Origin of the sequence: Nostoc sp. MG11, from assembly GCF_014904695.1 — a bacterium.
Lineage (GTDB): Bacteria > Cyanobacteriota > Cyanobacteriia > Cyanobacteriales > Nostocaceae > Komarekiella.
This window is the reverse complement of record NZ_JACXXN010000003.1, coordinates 237,773-254,975: the sequence shown is the minus strand read 5'-3', so window position 1 is coordinate 254,975 and position 17,203 is coordinate 237,773. Positions and strand designations below refer to the sequence as shown.

18 protein-coding genes are annotated in these 17,203 nt (G+C 44.7%); all 18 read left to right on the top strand.

Going from position 1 to position 17,203, the window contains the following annotated elements; all coding sequences use genetic code 11:
• Window positions 1-12: 12 nt before the first annotated feature.
• Complete coding sequence (locus tag HCR01_RS06450; protein ID WP_193195600.1) at window positions 13-285, top strand: PIN domain-containing protein; 273 nt, start codon at window positions 13-15, stop codon at window positions 283-285.
• Window positions 286-1,409: 1,124 nt separating this feature from the next.
• Window positions 1,410-2,864 (top strand): nitrogenase cofactor biosynthesis protein NifB, encoded by a 1,455-nt coding sequence (gene nifB / locus HCR01_RS06445; protein WP_193195416.1) that lies wholly within the window; start codon window positions 1,410-1,412, stop codon window positions 2,862-2,864.
• A 158-nt stretch (window positions 2,865-3,022) separates the two neighbouring features.
• Complete coding sequence (locus HCR01_RS06440; RefSeq protein ID WP_193195415.1) at window positions 3,023-3,379, top strand: 4Fe-4S binding protein; 357 nt, start codon at window positions 3,023-3,025, stop codon at window positions 3,377-3,379.
• 27 nt (window positions 3,380-3,406) lie between these two features.
• Window positions 3,407-4,618 (top strand): cysteine desulfurase NifS, encoded by a 1,212-nt coding sequence (gene nifS, locus HCR01_RS06435; RefSeq protein WP_193195414.1) that lies wholly within the window; start codon window positions 3,407-3,409, stop codon window positions 4,616-4,618.
• A 108-nt stretch (window positions 4,619-4,726) separates the two neighbouring features.
• The gene (nifU, locus tag HCR01_RS06430) at window positions 4,727-5,635 is read left to right on the top strand and encodes a Fe-S cluster assembly protein NifU (RefSeq protein ID WP_193195413.1); all 909 of its coding nucleotides are present in this window, start codon (window positions 4,727-4,729) and stop codon (window positions 5,633-5,635) included.
• A gap of 283 nt (window positions 5,636-5,918) precedes the next feature.
• Window positions 5,919-6,275, top strand: coding sequence for a group 1 truncated hemoglobin (locus HCR01_RS06425; RefSeq protein ID WP_193195412.1), 357 nt, complete (start codon window positions 5,919-5,921; stop codon window positions 6,273-6,275).
• A 419-nt stretch (window positions 6,276-6,694) separates the two neighbouring features.
• Window positions 6,695-7,588 (top strand): nitrogenase iron protein, encoded by an 894-nt coding sequence (gene nifH / locus HCR01_RS06420; RefSeq protein ID WP_162397600.1) that lies wholly within the window; start codon window positions 6,695-6,697, stop codon window positions 7,586-7,588.
• Between the two features lie 163 nt (window positions 7,589-7,751).
• A complete protein-coding gene (gene nifD / locus HCR01_RS06415; RefSeq protein WP_193195411.1) occupies window positions 7,752-9,254 on the top strand; it encodes a nitrogenase molybdenum-iron protein alpha chain in 1,503 nt (500 codons plus the stop codon).
• A 174-nt stretch (window positions 9,255-9,428) separates the two neighbouring features.
• Window positions 9,429-10,964 (top strand): nitrogenase molybdenum-iron protein subunit beta, encoded by a 1,536-nt coding sequence (nifK, locus tag HCR01_RS06410; protein WP_193195410.1) that lies wholly within the window; start codon window positions 9,429-9,431, stop codon window positions 10,962-10,964.
• Window positions 10,965-11,082: 118 nt separating this feature from the next.
• Window positions 11,083-11,421: a Mo-dependent nitrogenase C-terminal domain-containing protein gene (locus HCR01_RS06405; RefSeq protein WP_193195409.1), complete on the top strand. Its 339-nt coding sequence runs from the start codon at window positions 11,083-11,085 to the stop codon at window positions 11,419-11,421.
• Window positions 11,422-11,546: 125 nt separating this feature from the next.
• Window positions 11,547-12,926, top strand: a complete 1,380-nt coding sequence (nifE, locus tag HCR01_RS06400; protein ID WP_193195408.1) for a nitrogenase iron-molybdenum cofactor biosynthesis protein NifE — start codon at window positions 11,547-11,549, stop codon at window positions 12,924-12,926.
• On the top strand, window positions 12,926-14,254 hold the full coding sequence (nifN, locus tag HCR01_RS06395; RefSeq protein ID WP_193195407.1) for a nitrogenase iron-molybdenum cofactor biosynthesis protein NifN: 1,329 nt from the start codon (window positions 12,926-12,928) through the stop codon (window positions 14,252-14,254). Before nifE ends, nifN begins: the two co-directional genes overlap by 1 nt.
• Before the next feature lie 67 nt (window positions 14,255-14,321).
• Window positions 14,322-14,735: a nitrogen fixation protein NifX gene (gene nifX / locus HCR01_RS06390; RefSeq protein ID WP_193195406.1), complete on the top strand. Its 414-nt coding sequence runs from the start codon at window positions 14,322-14,324 to the stop codon at window positions 14,733-14,735.
• Complete coding sequence (locus HCR01_RS06385) at window positions 14,732-15,208, top strand: NifX-associated nitrogen fixation protein (RefSeq protein ID WP_193195405.1); 477 nt, start codon at window positions 14,732-14,734, stop codon at window positions 15,206-15,208. Before nifX ends, HCR01_RS06385 begins: the two co-directional genes overlap by 4 nt.
• Window positions 15,209-15,332: 124 nt before the next feature.
• A complete protein-coding gene (locus HCR01_RS06380) occupies window positions 15,333-15,551 on the top strand; it encodes a CCE_0567 family metalloprotein (protein ID WP_162397592.1) in 219 nt (72 codons plus the stop codon).
• Entirely contained in the window at window positions 15,548-15,865 is a 318-nt protein-coding gene (gene nifW / locus HCR01_RS06375) for a nitrogenase-stabilizing/protective protein NifW (RefSeq protein WP_193195404.1), read from the top strand. The genes HCR01_RS06380 and nifW overlap by 4 nt, the downstream gene beginning before the upstream one ends.
• A 10-nt stretch (window positions 15,866-15,875) precedes the next feature.
• Window positions 15,876-16,679, top strand: a complete 804-nt coding sequence (locus HCR01_RS06370) for a HesA/MoeB/ThiF family protein (protein WP_193195403.1) — start codon at window positions 15,876-15,878, stop codon at window positions 16,677-16,679.
• Between the two features lie 53 nt (window positions 16,680-16,732).
• Window positions 16,733-17,104, top strand: a complete 372-nt coding sequence (locus tag HCR01_RS06365; protein ID WP_193195402.1) for a HesB/IscA family protein — start codon at window positions 16,733-16,735, stop codon at window positions 17,102-17,104.
• The last annotated feature ends 99 nt before the right edge of the window (window positions 17,105-17,203 follow it).

Sequence of the window (17,203 nt, the reverse complement as noted above, 5' to 3'; positions counted from 1 at the left end):
GGATTCCAAAATATTCCCTATTCCCTGCTACATCATCGACGAACTCAAACAGATCGTCTTTACTTTGAGCAGTTTTTTCAGGTTACTCAAGTTGTGCCAATTTCTCAAATAGTTCTTGAGCAAGCAGTTTTACTAAGACACATGCGAAGAATAACGTTAGGTGATGCCATTATTAGTGGAACTGCCATAGTGCATAACTTAACTTTGGTAACACGAAATACAGAAGATTTTCGTTATTTCACTCAGCTTCGCCTGCTTAAACCTTTTGAAGCAGACACAATTTAAAAACTTCCGTTTTCTAAGAAGCATTTACCGCAGCAGAACGCCTAAATACTCCTTTGCTGTTCAGGCAAAAGCTTGATGCAATGATAAGTTGTGCCTGAGCGTATTCAATTCCACAGTTATAGCAAGAGGCAGGAGGCAGGAGGTAAAAGTCTTGCTGTACCCGACATTCACGCTTTCAAAATTTCCTAATCTATATGTTATGAGCGATGGATTCTTTCACTCTTTGCTAGCAGAAAACAAAGAGAAGAAAAAGGTTTAAAATTAGATTAGTTGCAAATATTATGCATTAAGCATTTCTTTGAAGGAGTTTATATGCCTTATCAGACAAGGCTTCTAAGCGCAATTTAATGTCATTATCAAGACAAAAATTAAGAAAATATGAATTGCATTTTTCCTCGCAAAAAAATGATATGTTAGATACAGAATTGAATTTCGCACGTGTCTGGAGTAGCACGACGTAGCCTACTCCAGTTTTTCCCCTTAAATCCCTTGACGGTTGTCGCTTTGAACGGGATTTAAGGATGATTTGAGTACATACTAGAATGCTCTCAGAACAGTTAAATGTAGGCTGAAATCCCTGCTGATATTGAGTTTAAATTGAGTACAAAGAAATCCTGAACCCCTCTCCCTAAATACTCGAACCCCAACCAGAAAACACTAGAACCCACACCCGAAAAAAAGTTTTTCAACTCATCTAATGCCTTCACAATCAGGGTTGTGGATTTTGAGTACAAACTTAATAAATCCAATAAATTCTATCCTAGATAGACATATCACTGACCTTGGGGACGGCTGATATAAATCTTATATCGCCAATCACTTAACGCTCTGGCAAACACCAGCAGCTAAAAGTGAGTGGAGAGATGAGATAGCACCATGCCTGAAGTGAATGGAAGTCGCGGCTGTACACATAAGTTCTACCCAAGACCCAACCGTTGACACACACCAGCAGAACCTCAATGATTTTATCGCCTGCCCTACTACGTAATCAGCCGCCCTCATCAGGCATCTTTGCTCTAGTAGGCAGCGTGGGTATAAGACGCGGCTTCAATTCCTAGGCACAGACAAGAGCAACGGCATCTCCCACAGTGGCAGCCAAGTCCACCGACCTTTTGCGAAATTCAATGACATCACCGTCTACACGACTCCTCACCTCCCCCGCTACGGAATCGACGACAACCCCAGCAAAATCAGGTGGTTGCGGCTGCGACAGCACCAGCAGCGCCACCGTGGAAAGGGATGAAAAACTCCAAGAACGCATTGCTAAACATCCCTGCTACAGCGAAGACGCCCATCACCATTACGCCAGGATGCACGTTGCAGTTGCTCCAGCTTGTAACATTCAATGCAACTATTGCAATCGTAAATATGACTGCGCTAACGAAAGTCGTCCGGGAGTGGTTAGCGAGTTATTAACACCAGAAGAAGCAGCACACAAAGCTTTGGTGATTGCAGGTAAGATTCCCCAAATGACAGTTGTGGGAATTGCCGGCCCTGGCGACCCATTGGCAAATCCAGAAAAGACTTTCCGCACATTTGAGTTGATTGCAGACAAAGCACCGGATATCAAGCTTTGTTTATCAACCAACGGTTTAATGCTGACCGAACACATTGATCGCATTAAACAATTAAATATAGATCACGTTACGATTACCCTAAACACCATCGACCCAGAAATCGGCGCACAGATTTATTCCTGGGTTCACTACAAACGCAAGCGTTACAGAGGTGTGGAAGGAGCCAAGATTCTGCTCGAAAAGCAGATGGAAGGATTGCAAGCCTTAAAAGAAGCTGACATCTTGTGCAAAGTCAACTCGGTGATGATTCCCGGAATTAACGACCAGCATTTGGTGGAAGTGAATAAATTCATTCGTGAGAATGGGGCATTTTTGCACAACATCATGCCGCTGATTTCTGCACCGGAACATGGCACACACTTCGGCTTAAGCGGTCAGCGCGGCCCTTCAAACAAGGAACTCAAAGAAGTTCAAGATAATTGCTCCGGCAATATGAAAATGATGCGCCATTGCCGTCAGTGTCGAGCCGATGCAGTCGGGTTATTGGGAGAAGACCGCAGCCAGGAATTTAGCAAAGATAAATTCTTGGAAATGTCCCCAGAATATGACCTCGAAAAGCGTCAAGAAGTACACGAAGGTATTGAGAAGTTTAAAGAAGAACTTAAAGTAGCCAAAGAAAAGGCGCTAGTCGGCAAGAAATTTGCTAACAATCCTAAAGTCCTAGTTGCAGTAGCAACCAAAGGCGGCGGATTGGTTAACCAGCACTTCGGTCATGCCAAAGAATTCCAAATTTACGAAGTAGAGGGCAACGAAGTTCGCTTTGTCAGTCATCGCAAGATTGACCAGTATTGTCAAGGTGGATACGGTGAGGAAGCCACTTTTGAGCATATTATGAAAGCGATCGCAGATTGCAAAGCAGTTTTGGTTTCCAAGATTGGCAACTGTCCTCAAGAAAAATTGCAAGAAGCTGGCATACAGACTATTGAAGCTTACGACGTGATTGAGAAGGTTGCTTTGGAGTTTTACGAGCAATACGTAGAAGGACTAGGGAATAAAGGCTAGGGACTGGGGACTAGGGACTAGGTAAGAGGGGAAAAGGTTAAAGGGAAAAGGAATCATTTTTACCTTTTCTCCTTACCCAATACTCAATCCCCAGTATCCAATACCCAGTACCCAGTACCCAATCCTCAATCCTCAATACCCAAAAAAGGAGAATAATCATGGCTTACAAAATACTTACTAGCCAATGTATTTCCTGCAATCTCTGTTTGTCTGTCTGTCCCACTAATGCAGTTAAGGTAGTTGATGGACAGCACTGGATTGACCCCGAACTTTGCACAAACTGCGTTGGTAGTATTCATACTGTGCCTCAGTGTAAAGCTGGCTGTCCCACCTGCAATGGTTGCGTCAATCAGCCCAGTGATTACTGGGAAGGCTGGTTTGCCAATTACAACCGTGTAGTTGCAAAGTTAACAAATAAACAAGATTACTGGGAGCGTTGGTTTCAATGTTATTCCCAGAAATATTCCGAGCAGTTGCAAAAGCGTCAACACCAAGCAGTAGCAGCAGAAGCCTAATTAAATAATTCGTAATTGAAGACAACAATGCAAAAGAACTGCATCTATCTCGATAATAATGCCACCACCAAGGTAGACCCGGAAGTTGTAGAGGCGATGCTGCCTTACCTAACTGACTATTACGGTAATCCCTCTAGTATGCATACCTTTGGTGGGCAACTTGGTAAAGGAGTGAAAACAGCAAGAGAACAACTTGCAGCCCTTCTGGGAGCAGATGAGTCAGAAATTGTCTACACCAGTTGTGGTACTGAAGGAGATAACGCTGCGATTCGCGCTGCATTATTGGCGCACCCAGATAGACGACACATCATCACCACGCAAGTTGAACACCCAGCGGTGTTGAATGTCTGCAAACAATTAGAAACCCAAGGTTACAGTGTTACCTATCTTTCAGTAAATCATCAAGGGCAGCTGGATCTAGATGAACTAGAAGCATCCTTGACAGGTAACACCGCCTTGGTGACAATTATGTACGCCAACAACGAAACTGGCACGATTTTCCCGATTGAACAGATTGGCTTGCGAGTTAAAGAGTACGGTGCTATTTTCCACGTAGATGCGGTGCAAGCAGTGGGAAAACTTTCTTTGAATATGAAGACCAGTACCATAGATATGTTAACCCTATCTGGTCATAAGATTCATGCACCTAAAGGAATTGGTGCTTTGTATGTGCGGCGTGGCGTCAGGTTCCGTCCTTTGTTAATTGGGGGACACCAAGAACGCGGACGTCGGGCGGGAACAGAGAATGTTCCAGGAATTATTGCCTTAGGCAAAGCAGCTGAACTGGAACTGTTACATTTAGAAGAAGCAACCAAGAGAGAAAGAAGGCTGCGCGATCGCCTAGAACAAACTTTACTCGCTACAATTCCCGATTGTGTCGTGAATGGTGACTCTACGCAGAGATTGCCAAACACCACCAATATTGGCTTCAAGTACATCGAAGGTGAAGCTATCTTACTGTCCTTGAATAAATACGGTATCTGTGCCTCATCTGGCTCTGCTTGCACCTCTGGATCTTTGGAACCTTCTCACGTTCTCCGGGCTATGGGCTTACCCTACACCACTTTGCATGGTTCCATTCGCTTCAGCCTTTGTCGCTACACCACAGAAGCCGAAATCGATCAAGTTATCGCAGTCATGCCCGGTATTGTAGAACGTTTACGCGCCCTCTCACCCTTCAAAAATGATGATGCTGGCTGGTTACAAGAACAGGAGCAAGCACTGGCGGCGCATCACTAATTAGGGAATAGGGAATAGACAATTTCAATATTCACTACTCCCGACTGATCACGGGCTAAAGCCCCGCTACCGCTAACGGAACTCAGCACTCAGCACTCGGAACTTAATATGTGGGACTACACAGATAAAGTATTAGAGCTATTTTACGATCCCAAGAATCAGGGAGCTATCGAAGAAACGGATGAACTTGGAGTTAAAGTTGCAACTGGAGAAATCGGTAGCATTGCTTGCGGCGATGCTTTGAGATTGCACCTGAAAGTGGAAGTAGAATCTGATAAGATTCTAGATGCTCGCTTTCAAACCTTTGGTTGCACCAGTGCGATCGCTTCTTCTAGTGCATTAACCGAGATGATTAAGGGTTTAACTCTCGATGAAGCCTTGAAAGTCTCCAACAAAGACATTGCAAATTACCTTGGTGGATTACCAGAAGCAAAGATGCACTGCTCTGTCATGGGGCAAGAAGCGCTAGAAGCGGCGATTTATAATTATCGTGGCATTCCTCTAACTTCTCATGATGACGATGATGAAGGAGCGCTAGTTTGCAGTTGTTTTGGTATCAGCGAGTCTAAGATTCGCCGCGTGATTCTAGAAAATAATCTCACTGATGCTGAACAGGTAACAAACTACGTCAAAGCTGGTGGCGGATGCGGTTCTTGTCTAGCCAATATCGATGATATTATCAAAGCAGTACAACAGGAATCTGCTGCACCTGCGCTTAACAATTATGCTCTGAAAGTTGCTACAGATATTGCTACATCTCAACAGCAATCGCAACTATCGCTAACCAACGTCCAAAAAATTGCTCTAATTCAAAAAGTTCTGGATGAAGAAGTCAGACCTGTTCTCATCGCCGATGGTGGAGATGTGGAATTGTATGATGTGGAAGGCGATCGGGTGAAAGTTTTGTTGCAAGGTGCTTGCGGTTCTTGTTCTAGTAGTACAGCAACTCTGAAGATTGCGATCGAAGCGAGATTACAAGATCGTGTCAGCAAGAATCTTGTAGTCGAAGCAGTTTAGGAATTGCTGTAGGACTTAACGTACTCTACAAATACGCCCTAATATGCATCAGCCAAGAACAGAAAGTAGGATTTGAACCGGATAATTGTCTTCTCATCAATGCTTCATACCAATTCGCTAAAAGAAAGCTACAGATTAAAATCTGACTTTCTTAATTACGAATTACGAATTACGAATTACGAATTACGAATTGGTATCTGTCCTACGGCTAACAGCATATAGGCAAAACATTAAGTGCCTACTTGCGAATTTCATCATCCAACTCGCTTCAAAGGAACAGGATATGAGCACATTGTACGACAAACTTGGCGGACAACCAGCTATTGAACAAATAGTAGATGAACTCCACAAACGCATTGCAACAGACAGCCTCCTCAATCCCATTTTTGCTGGTACAGATATGGCTAAGCAGCGTAATCATCTAGTTGCTTTCTTATCTCAGATTTTTGAGGGGCCAAAGCAATACGCGGGTCGTCCAATGGACAAAACCCACGCAGGAATGAATCTACAGCAGCAACACTTCGATGCGATCGCCAAGCACCTGAGTGAAGCAATGGCTGTGCGTGGAGAGTCATCAGAAGACACAACCGCTGCACTAGAGCGGGTCTCAAATCTGAAAGGCGCCATTTTAAACAAGTAATAGGACTTACGCATTGATTGTTGACAAATAACAACGTTAAGTCCTACTTGATTCCGGCTAACACACATTATGACGTATTTGTAAATTGCGTAATTTTCTTTGTTCTTTGTCAGAACAAATGACAAAGAACAAACAGAGAAGTCTGTTCGCCGGATAGAGGCGATGGCTTCTCTACGAGACGCTGCGCGAACGCCAAGGGCGAACAGAACTTCAGGGACAAAAAGAAAAGAAATTTAACCAGGAAATAAATGTACTTGCTTTCGATAATTTTAGCTGTGGAGCGATCGCCCCCAGCAGGCATTTATGCCAACGCTACCAACGATGCTCTACACGCGCTCACTACTGTCGCTCAACTGGCGTGAACGCAACTGACAAACGCAAAGACCCACCAACCAACCAATTGCAGGAAAACACCAACCATGACAGACGAAAACATTAGACAGATAGCTTTTTACGGTAAAGGCGGTATTGGTAAATCTACCACCTCCCAAAACACCTTGGCAGCTATGGCAGAAATGGGTCAACGCATCCTTATCGTCGGTTGCGACCCTAAAGCTGACTCCACCCGTTTGATGTTGCACAGCAAGGCTCAAACAACCGTTCTTCACCTCGCCGCAGAACGTGGTGCAGTAGAAGACATCGAAATCGAAGAAGTAATGCTAACCGGTTTCCGCAACGTTCGTTGCGTAGAATCTGGTGGGCCAGAACCCGGTGTAGGTTGTGCAGGTCGTGGTATTATCACCGCCATCAACTTCTTAGAAGAAAATGGTGCTTACCAAGACCTAGATTTCGTATCGTACGACGTATTAGGTGACGTTGTGTGCGGTGGTTTTGCAATGCCTATCCGTGAAGGTAAAGCACAAGAAATCTACATCGTTACATCTGGTGAAATGATGGCGATGTACGCTGCTAACAACATTGCTCGTGGTGTTCTTAAGTATGCTCACACTGGTGGCGTGCGTTTGGGTGGTTTGATTTGTAACAGCCGTAACACAGACCGGGAAATCGAACTGATCGAAACCTTGGCAAAACGGTTGAACACCCAAATGATTCACTACGTACCTCGTGACAACATTGTTCAACACGCAGAATTGCGCCGGATGACTGTTAATGAGTACGCACCTGAAAGCAACCAAGCTAACGAATATCGGATTTTGGCTCAGAAAATTATCGACAACAAGAATCTAGCTATTCCTACACCCATCGAAATGGAAGAACTAGAAGAATTGTTGATTGAATTCGGTATTCTCGAAAGCGACGAAAATGCTGCCAAGTTGGTTGGTAAGACTGCTGCTGAAGCTCCTGTAGTCTAAGTCGCTACTAATAAATAACGCTTTAGCACAAGGAAAAAGGAAAAAGGAAGAATCTCATATTTTACCTTTGACCTTTTACCTTTCCCTCTAATCTCCCCCCTAACTTTAGAGGGGACTCCTAGTCCCCCTATGCCCCGATCCTTACGAGTCACAGAGGCTAAGTATGACACCTCCAGAAAACCAAAACATCATCGAAGAAAGAAAAGAACTAATTAAAGAAGTTCTAGACGCTTATCCCGATAAAGCTAAGAAAAAACGGGAAAAGCACTTAAGTGTATACGAAGAAGGTAAGTCCGATTGCGGCGTTAAGTCTAACATCAAATCCCTTCCTGGTGTAATGACCGCTCGTGGTTGTGCTTACGCCGGTTCTAAGGGTGTGGTTTGGGGCCCTATTAAGGACATGATCCACATCAGCCACGGGCCTGTAGGTTGCGGTTACTGGTCTTGGTCTGGTCGTCGTAACTACTATATTGGCACCACAGGTATTGACACCTTTGGTACCATGCACTTCACCTCCGACTTCCAAGAAAGAGATATCGTTTTCGGTGGTGACAAGAAACTTGTCAAGCTGATCCAAGAACTAGATGTACTTTTCCCCCTCAACCGTGGTGTTTCCATTCAATCTGAATGTCCCATCGGTCTAATTGGGGATGATATCGAAGCTGTTGCTCGGAAGACATCCAAAGAAATTGGCAAGCCAGTTGTTCCTGTACGTTGCGAAGGCTTCCGCGGTGTTTCTCAGTCTTTGGGACACCACATTGCTAACGATATGGTTCGCGACTGGGTATTCACAAGATCTGACCAAGCTAAAAAAGACGGCACACTACAGTTTGAAGGCACTCCCTATGACGTAGCCATCATTGGTGATTACAACATTGGTGGTGATGCTTGGGCTAGCCGCATCCTCCTAGAAGAAATCGGCTTGCGCGTAGTCGCTCAGTGGTCAGGTGATGGCACCATCAACGAAATGTTGATGACCCCTAATGTGAAGATGAACCTCATCCACTGCTATCGGTCGATGAACTACATCAGCCGTCACATGGAAGAAGCTTACGGTATACCCTGGTTGGAATACAACTTCTTCGGCCCCACCAAGATTGCTGAATCTTTACGGGAAATCGCTTCTAAATTTGACGAGACAATCCAAGCAAACGCTGAGAAGGTCATCGCCAAGTATCAGCCAACAATGGATGCGGTAGTTGCTAAGTATCGCCCCCGCTTGGAAGGTAAGACTGTAGCCATCATGGTTGGTGGTCTACGTCCTCGCCACGTTGTCCCAGCTTTCCAAGACTTGGGCATGAAGATGATTGGTACAGGTTATGAGTTCGCTCATAACGATGACTACAAACGTACCACTCACTACATCGAAAACGGCACCATCGTTTATGACGACGTTACCGCTTACGAATTCGAGGAATTTATCAAGGCGCTGAAGCCTGACCTTGTAGCTTCTGGTGTGAAAGAGAAGTACGTCTTCCAAAAGATGGGTCTACCTTTCCGTCAAATGCACTCTTGGGATTACTCCGGCCCTTATCACGGTTATGACGGCTTTGCCATCTTCGCTCGTGACATGGATTTGGCACTCAACAGCCCAACCTGGGGACTAATCGGCGCTCCTTGGAATCAGAAGGTTAAAGCTGACGCTAAAGCTAAAGCTACCGTTTAGGTAAAAGGGAGAGAGAAGTAAGGATAGCCTGGGGTTTTAGCCCCAGGGGGGAGTAGAAAGTAGGGAATTAGTATTCACCACTTCCCACTCCCCATCCCCAGCTCTTGTTACCGACTCCCACCTCAAATCCTCATTCCTCGACTAGAAAATACAGCAAGCTTGGAGATCCACCAAATGCCTCAGAATCCAGAAAAAATTCAAGACCACGTTGAGCTATTCCACCAGCCGGAGTACCAACAACTATTTGAAAACAAAAAGCAATTTGAAAACGGTCACGACCCCGAAGAAGTAAAACGGGTTGCAGAATGGACGAAGGGTTGGGAGTATCGTGAAAAGAACTTCGCTCGTGAAGCTTTAACGGTTAACCCTGCTAAAGGTTGCCAACCTTTAGGAGCAATCTTTGCTGCTGTTGGTTTTGAAGGCACTCTACCTTTTGTTCAAGGTTCTCAAGGTTGCGTTGCTTATTTCCGCACCCACTTAACCCGTCACTACAAAGAACCATTCTCTGGTGTATCTTCTTCGATGACTGAAGATGCAGCCGTGTTTGGTGGTTTACAAAACATGATTGACGGGTTGGCGAACTCTTACCAACTCTACAAGCCGAAGATGATTGCTGTCTGCACCACCTGTATGGCAGAAGTAATTGGTGATGACTTACAAGCCTTCATCAATAACTCTAAGCAAGCTGGTTCAGTTCCTCAAGATTTCCCAGTACCCTACGCTCACACCCCTAGCTTTGTTGGTTCCCACATCACTGGTTACGACAACATGATGAAGGGAATTCTTTCTAACCTGACAGCAGGTCATAAGAAAGAAACCAGCAATGGTAAGATCAACTTCATCCCAGGTTTTGACACCTACGTAGGCAATAACCGGGAAATCAAGCGGATTGCTTCCTTGTTCGGCTTTGACTACACCATTCTCGCTGACAACAGCGACTACCTGGATTCACCAAACACAGGTGAATTCGATATGTATCCAGGTGGTACAAAGCTAGAAGATGCAGCAGATTCAATTAATGCTAAAGCAACGATCGCTCTGCAAGCACACTCTACTCCCAAAACCCGCGAGTACATTGAAAAAGAGTGGAAGCAACCAACCTCAGTTTCCCGTCCTTGGGGTATTAAGGGTACTGATGAGTTCTTGATGAAACTCAGCGAACTGAGTGGTATCCCCATTCCCGAACAATTGGAAATTGAACGCGGTCAGGCAGTTGATGCCATGACTGACTCCCACTCATGGATTCACGGCAAGCGTTTTGCTATCTACGGTGAACCAGATTTAGTTTACAGCGTAGTAGGCTTCATGCTGGAAATGGGTGCTGAACCTGTGCATATCTTGGTTCACAACAGCAACGAAGTATTTGAAGCAGAAATGAAAGAACTGCTTGCTTCTAGCCCCTTTGGTAAGAATGCAACTGTTTGGCCTGGTAAAGACTTGTGGCATATGCGTTCATTGATGTTCACCGAACCCGTAGACTTCCTTGTCGGCAATACCTACGGTAAGTACCTGTGGCGCGATACCAAGACTCCTCTGGTGAGAATCGGCTATCCCATCATGGATCGTCACCACCTGCACCGCTACGCTACTATCGGCTATCAAGGTGTGATCAACCTGCTCAACTGGACTGTAAATACCCTGTTTGAGGAAATCGATCGCAACACCAATATCCCATCCAAAACTGATATTTCCTACGACTTGATTCGTTAGGAATTGAATTCACTCGCAGCGTGCCAATAAAGGGCGGGGAATAATTCATAATTCATAATTCATAATTATGAATTATTTCCACCTTTTTCTTTCTAGCATTTACCTGAAGGTATTGATTATGGAATCTATAAATCACACTCATACTCACTCTCACCCGCACCCTAATTATCATCCACCTAACCAGAAAAAATCTGGCTCATTCGATATCCTAAATCCTTTGCGTCGCGTGGTAGATGGAATTCAGGTTAAACATAATCGCATCGCTCATCTAATTTGCCAAACAATTCCTTGTTGTTGTCCCTTTGAGCGAAAAATTAACTTATTTGGGCGAATCTTCGATATTCCAGCACTGTGTAAACTCAATCCTTTATATAACGAATTTGTCGGATTGCGTTTCCGTGCTTTATCTTATCTCGCCGATGAATGTGGCGAAGATGTCACAAAATACATTTGCTAGTTATTAGTCAAAAGTCAAGAGTCAAAAGTCAAGAGTTAAGAGTCAAAATTAATTAGTTTGGACTTTGGACTTTTAAGCAGTGGACAAATGACAAAGAACAACTGCCATTCAGCACGAGAAGAGAGATGAAAATCACCCAAGGCAAAATTAACGAGCTGCTCAGTGAGTCAGGATGCGAGCATAATCAGCACAAACAAACGGAAAAGAAAAACAAGTCTTGCACACAACAAGCACAACCTGGCGCGGCTCAAGGGGGCTGTGCTTTTGATGGTGCAATGATTGCCCTTGTACCGATCGCAGATGCCGCTCATTTAGTCCACGGGCCGATCGCTTGTGCTGGTAACTCCTGGGGCAGTCGTGGTAGTCTCTCCTCTGGGCCCCAACTCTACAAGATGGGCTTTACGACTGACTTGGGTGAAAACGATGTTATCTTCGGTGGCGAAAAAAAGCTCTATAAAGCGATTCTGGAAATCCAAGAGCGCTACCAACCGGCGGCGGTGTTTGTCTACGCTACCTGCGTTACAGCCCTGATTGGCGATGATATTGATGCTGTCTGTAAAGCTGCTGCTGAGAAAATCGGTACTCCTGTTATCCCAGTAATTGCTCCAGGATTCATTGGTAGCAAAAATCTGGGGAACCGTTTTGGTGGTGAAGCTTTGCTGGAATATGTTGTTGGTACGGCAGAACCAGAATTTACTACGCCCTATGATATTAATTTAATCGGTGAATACAACATCGCCGGGGAAATGTGGGGAGTAACACCACTGTTGGAAAAATTAGGCATCCGCGTTCTGTCCAAAATTACGGGCGATGCTCGCTACGATGAAATTCGCTACGCCCACCGTGCCAAACTCAACGTGATGATCTGCTCACGAGCGCTGGTCAATATGGCGAGAAAGATGGAGGAGCGTTACAACATTCCCTACATTGAAGAGTCTTTCTACGGTATCGATGATATGAATCGCTGTCTGCGAAACATCGCTGCCAAATTAGGCGACGCTGATTTGCAAGAGCGGACAGAAAAGCTGATTGCAGAAGAAACTGCGGCTCTAGATTTGGCATTGGCTCCCTATCGTGCTCGACTCAAAGGTAAGCGGGTTGTTCTGTATACCGGAGGTGTCAAGAGTTGGTCGATTATCTCGGCTGCTAAGGACTTAGGGATAGAAGTTGTTGCTACCAGTACTAGAAAAAGCACTGAAGAAGATAAAGCCAAAATCAAGAAGTTAATCGGCAACGATGGCATCATGTTAGAGAAGGGCAACGCTCAAGAATTGCTACAGCTGGTTAAAGATACTCGCGCAGATATGCTGATTGCTGGTGGACGCAACCAATACACTGCTCTAAAAGCTCGGATTCCTTTCCTTGATATTAACCAAGAACGCCACCATCCCTATGCAGGTTATGTGGGGATGATCGAGATGGCACGGGAACTGTACGAAGCTCTTTATAGCCCCATTTGGGAGCAAATACGTAAGCCTGCTCCTTGGGACGAGGAGGTAGTTTAATGGCGATCGTTAATGTTCCTAACAAAGCACTGACAGTTAATCCCCTCAAGCAAAGTCAAGCTTTGGGTGCAACCTTAGCCTTTTTGGGATTAAAAGGGACGATGCCCTTATTCCACGGTTCTCAAGGTTGTACTGCTTTCGCCAAAGTTGTCTTGGTGCGGCATTTTCGGGAAGCGATTCCTCTGGCTACAACCGCGATGACGGAAGTCACTACCATCTTGGGTGGCGAAGAGAATGTAGAACAGGCAATTCTCACCCTGGTAGAGAAGGCCAACCCAGAAATTATTGGTCTATGCACCACGGGGTTGACTGAAACCAGAGGGGATGACATCGAGGGCTTTCTTAAAGAGATTCGCGATCGCCATCCCGAACTGAATGATTTGGCGATCGTTTTTGCCCCTACCCCAGATTTTAAAGGTGCGTTGCAGGATGGTTTTGCTGTTGCTGTCGAGAGCATAGTCCAGGAAATTCCTCGACCAGGTGGAATCAGAACCGAGCAAGTAACGATTTTGGCTGGTTCTGCCTTCACACCAGGTGATGTACAGGAAGTCAAAGAGATGGTGACTGCCTTTGGACTAGTTCCCATCTTTGTCCCTGACCTTGGTGCTTCTCTAGATGGACACCTAGAGGATGCCTATAGTGCTGTCACAGTCAGCGGTACGACCCTAGCACAACTGCGGCAAGTAGGTAGTTCTGCTTTCACCTTGGCATTAGGTGAGAGTATGCGAGGTGCAGCCAAAATTCTGGAAGAACGTTTTGGCACACCCTACGAGGTGTTTGGCGAACTGACTGGATTAGAACCAGTGGACGAGTTCTTGCAAGCATTGGCAATTCTTAGTGGTAATAGCGTCCCGGAAAAATACCGTCGCCAACGCCGTCAGTTGCAAGATGCAATGCTAGACACTCACTTTTACTTTGGTGCTAAACGAGTTTCCCTAGCCTTAGAACCAGACTTGTTGTGGTCAACAGTGTGTTTCCTGCAATCGATGGGAAGTCAAATTCATGCTGCGGTGACAACCACGCGATCGCCATTGCTAGAAAAACTCCCAGTTAAAAGCGTCACCATCGGCGACTTGGAAGACTTTGAGAATTTAGCGGCCGGATCTGATTTGTTGATTGGTAACTCAAATGTCAGAGCGATCGCTAAACGTCTTTCGGTTCCTTTATATCGTCTAGGCTTGCCCATTTATGACCGCTTAGGTAATGGTCAATTTACCAAAGTAGGCTACCGAGGCACAATGGAGCTTTTGTTTGGTATTGGCAATCTATTTTTAGAACAAGAAGAGTCGTTAGTTAAGAGTCAAGAGTCATTAGTCAAGAGTCATTAATTAAAGTTAATTACTTTGGACTTTTGACCCTGGATTTCGCAAAGCGGTAGACAAAGGATAAATTAGGATGAAAATTGCCTTCACGACAAGTGACCGAGTTCATATTAATGCTCACTTCGGATGGGCAAGAATGATTGATGTCTATGAAATTTCCGATGAGGGATATCACTTCTTAGAAACCCTCAATTTTGAAGGCGACCTGAAAGAAGATGGTAACGAGGACAAAATCACACCAAAACTTGATGCAATAGTTGACTGTACGATTGTTTACGTAACAGCAATTGGTGGGAGTGCAGCGGCTCGTTTAATCAAGAAAGGTGTCACCCCAGTGAAGGCGCGATCGGAAGAGGAAGAAATTAGCGAAGTCCTAAATAAGCTAGTGCAAACCCTCAAAGGCAACCCTCCGCCTTGGCTGCGTAAAGCTTTACAGCAAAAACCCTCAAATTTTGCCGATGAAGTTGAAGATGAAGCAACAGTATGACCACAAATAATAGTGTTAACGGAACTGCTACAACCGAAGTCTTGAACTCGCCTTTTCTCAAGGTATTAATCAAACAAATCCGTGGTCAAGACAGCTATGGAGTTTATCGTAGTTGGTCGGATGAGTTAATTCTCAAACCTTTTGTTGTTAGCAAACAAAAGAAACGCGAAATATCTGTTGAAGGTGAAGTTGATCCGATAACTCAAGCTCGAATTATGGCATTTTTTCGAGCTGTAGCCGCTGGTATTGAACAAGAAACAGGTTTGATATCCCAGGTTGTGGTTGATTTGAGCCATGAAGGATTTGGCTGGGCGCTGGTCTTTTCTGGGCGTCTTTTGCTAGCTGTAAAAACTTTGCGAGATGCTCATCGCTTTGGCTTTGACTCGCTAGAAAAACTAGCAGAAGAGGGAGAAAATTTTGTCCAAAAAGGGATTAATTTGGCGAAGCGCTTCCCAGAAGTCGGCAAACTATAAGAGTTCTAAGTAATAAGTGAAAGTTAATTTATTTGTGTCTTAGTGCCTTTGTAGTAAAAAATAACTCTTGAAATACAAAGGCACTAAGACACGAAGAGAAAATGCCAAGATTTAGGAGTGGTTGATGGTGCAGGCAAAAGAAACAAGTATTGAGGAATTAAAAGGTCAGATTAGACGCCTCAATAGCAAAGCAGGTCAAATGAAAATGGATCTGCATGATTTAGCAGAAGGGCTGCCAACAGATTACCAGCAACTTATGGATGTTGCAGCTGCAACTTATGAAATCTATCGACAGTTAGATGAGCTTAAGCAACAGCTGAAAAAATTGGAGAATGCTAAATGACTGGAACTATTGATGAATTCAAGCAGCTCGTAGATACAGAGGAATTTCTTAAGTTTTTTAACCTGCCTTATGACCAAAAATTTGTGAACGTAAATCGTTTACATATTTTGAAAAAGTTTTCTCAATACATCAAGGAAATTGATGAGAATTCTCCTGATTTAAGTTCAGAAGAGAGACTAAATCAATATTCTCTAGCTTTGCAAAAAGCTTATCAAGTATTTCTCGAATCAACACCGCATGAACAAAAGCTGTTCAAAGTGTTTAATGACAAGCCGAAAAATGTAGTCACACTGACAGAAATCACTTCTGATTAGGAGGTAAAAATTGGTAAACCTGACGCCTACCGAATTAGAACGCTATCGTCGTCAAATTATGCTCCCGAATTTTGGCGAAGTAGCACAGAAGCGTTTGAAGTCGGCGACTGTTCTGGTTACAGGTGTGGGGGGATTAGGCGGTACGGCGGCGCTTTACTTAGCAGTAGCGGGCGTTGGAAGACTAATCTTAGTCCGGGGTGGTGACTTGCGGCTAGATGATATGAATCGTCAGGTTCTTATGACGGACGATTGGGTAGGTAAGCCAAGGGTATTTAAAGCTAAAGAAACTCTGGACGCTATTAATCCTGATGTCCAAGTGGAAACTGTTCATGATTACATCACCCCGGAAAATGTAGATTCGTTGGTGCAATCTGCTGATATGGCTCTTGACTGCGCCCACAATTTTACGGAGCGCAATTTGCTGAACGAAGCTTGTGTGCGCTGGCGTAAGCCAATGGTAGAGGCTGCAATGGACGGGATGGAAGCTTACCTAACTACGATTATTCCTGGTGTGACTCCTTGTTTATCCTGTTTATTTCCAGAGAAGCCTGATTGGGATCGGCGCGGCTTTTCGGTTCTAGGTGCTGTTTCTGGGACATTGGCTTGTCTAGCAGCGCTGGAGGCTATTAAGCTGATCACCGGGTTTAGTCAACCTCTATTGTCGCAATTGCTGACAATTGACCTGAGTCGGATGGAGTTTGCCAAGCGTCGTTCTTATCGCGATCGCTCTTGTCCAGTATGCGGTAATAACGCACCTTGGAGACAAGCGCAATCCAAATCGATGGAACCCAGCAGTATTGCACAAAATAGTTAATTTGACCCATACCTGTAATCAAAACAACCAATCGCTACAATTCAGGAGATTTGATGACCGTTACTTTGTCAGAAAAAGCAGAATTTCATCTGCGAGCATTCCTGCGAGGCTCAGCTCCCGACGCCGATGGCGCAACTAAAGGTGTTCGTATCTCTGTGAAAGATGGTGGTTGCAGTGGCTATGAGTATGCGATGGATATCACCAGCAAACCACAACCCGATGATTTAGTACTTCAGCAAGGTAAGGTACTCGTCTACGTTGAGGCCAAAAGTGCGCCTTTATTAGAAGGTGTTGTAGTTGACTTTGTTGAGGGAGTGATGGAGAGCGGCTTTAAGTTCGTCAATCCCAATGCAACAGATACCTGCGGTTGTGGAAAGTCTTTTAAAGCTGGTGACTGTACGCCTACTGGAATACCCTGTAGCTAATACTATTTCGGGCTTGGGAAGACCAAGTATCAAAGTTTTCCTCAGTTCCGTTAGCATCAAATCTCACTGTGGCGGCTTCTCGTAAATGCCCAAAGAGTA

Coding starts and splice junctions, on each gene's coding strand:
- HCR01_RS06405 (WP_193195409.1), top strand. CDS start 11,083: ATGGAATCTATAAATCACACTCATACTCACTCTCACCCGCACCCTAAT.
- nifB (WP_193195416.1), top strand. CDS start 1,410: ATGACATCACCGTCTACACGACTCCTCACCTCCCCCGCTACGGAATCG.
- nifK (WP_193195410.1), top strand. CDS start 9,429: ATGCCTCAGAATCCAGAAAAAATTCAAGACCACGTTGAGCTATTCCAC.
- nifX (WP_193195406.1), top strand. CDS start 14,322: ATGAAAATTGCCTTCACGACAAGTGACCGAGTTCATATTAATGCTCAC.
- nifD (WP_193195411.1), top strand. CDS start 7,752: ATGACACCTCCAGAAAACCAAAACATCATCGAAGAAAGAAAAGAACTA.
- HCR01_RS06385 (WP_193195405.1), top strand. CDS start 14,732: ATGACCACAAATAATAGTGTTAACGGAACTGCTACAACCGAAGTCTTG.
- nifE (WP_193195408.1), top strand. CDS start 11,547: ATGAAAATCACCCAAGGCAAAATTAACGAGCTGCTCAGTGAGTCAGGA.
- nifH (WP_162397600.1), top strand. CDS start 6,695: ATGACAGACGAAAACATTAGACAGATAGCTTTTTACGGTAAAGGCGGT.
- HCR01_RS06425 (WP_193195412.1), top strand. CDS start 5,919: ATGAGCACATTGTACGACAAACTTGGCGGACAACCAGCTATTGAACAA.
- HCR01_RS06440 (WP_193195415.1), top strand. CDS start 3,023: ATGGCTTACAAAATACTTACTAGCCAATGTATTTCCTGCAATCTCTGT.
- nifW (WP_193195404.1), top strand. CDS start 15,548: ATGACTGGAACTATTGATGAATTCAAGCAGCTCGTAGATACAGAGGAA.
- nifN (WP_193195407.1), top strand. CDS start 12,926: ATGGCGATCGTTAATGTTCCTAACAAAGCACTGACAGTTAATCCCCTC.
- nifU (WP_193195413.1), top strand. CDS start 4,727: ATGTGGGACTACACAGATAAAGTATTAGAGCTATTTTACGATCCCAAG.
- HCR01_RS06365 (WP_193195402.1), top strand. CDS start 16,733: ATGACCGTTACTTTGTCAGAAAAAGCAGAATTTCATCTGCGAGCATTC.
- nifS (WP_193195414.1), top strand. CDS start 3,407: ATGCAAAAGAACTGCATCTATCTCGATAATAATGCCACCACCAAGGTA.
- HCR01_RS06380 (WP_162397592.1), top strand. CDS start 15,333: ATGGTGCAGGCAAAAGAAACAAGTATTGAGGAATTAAAAGGTCAGATT.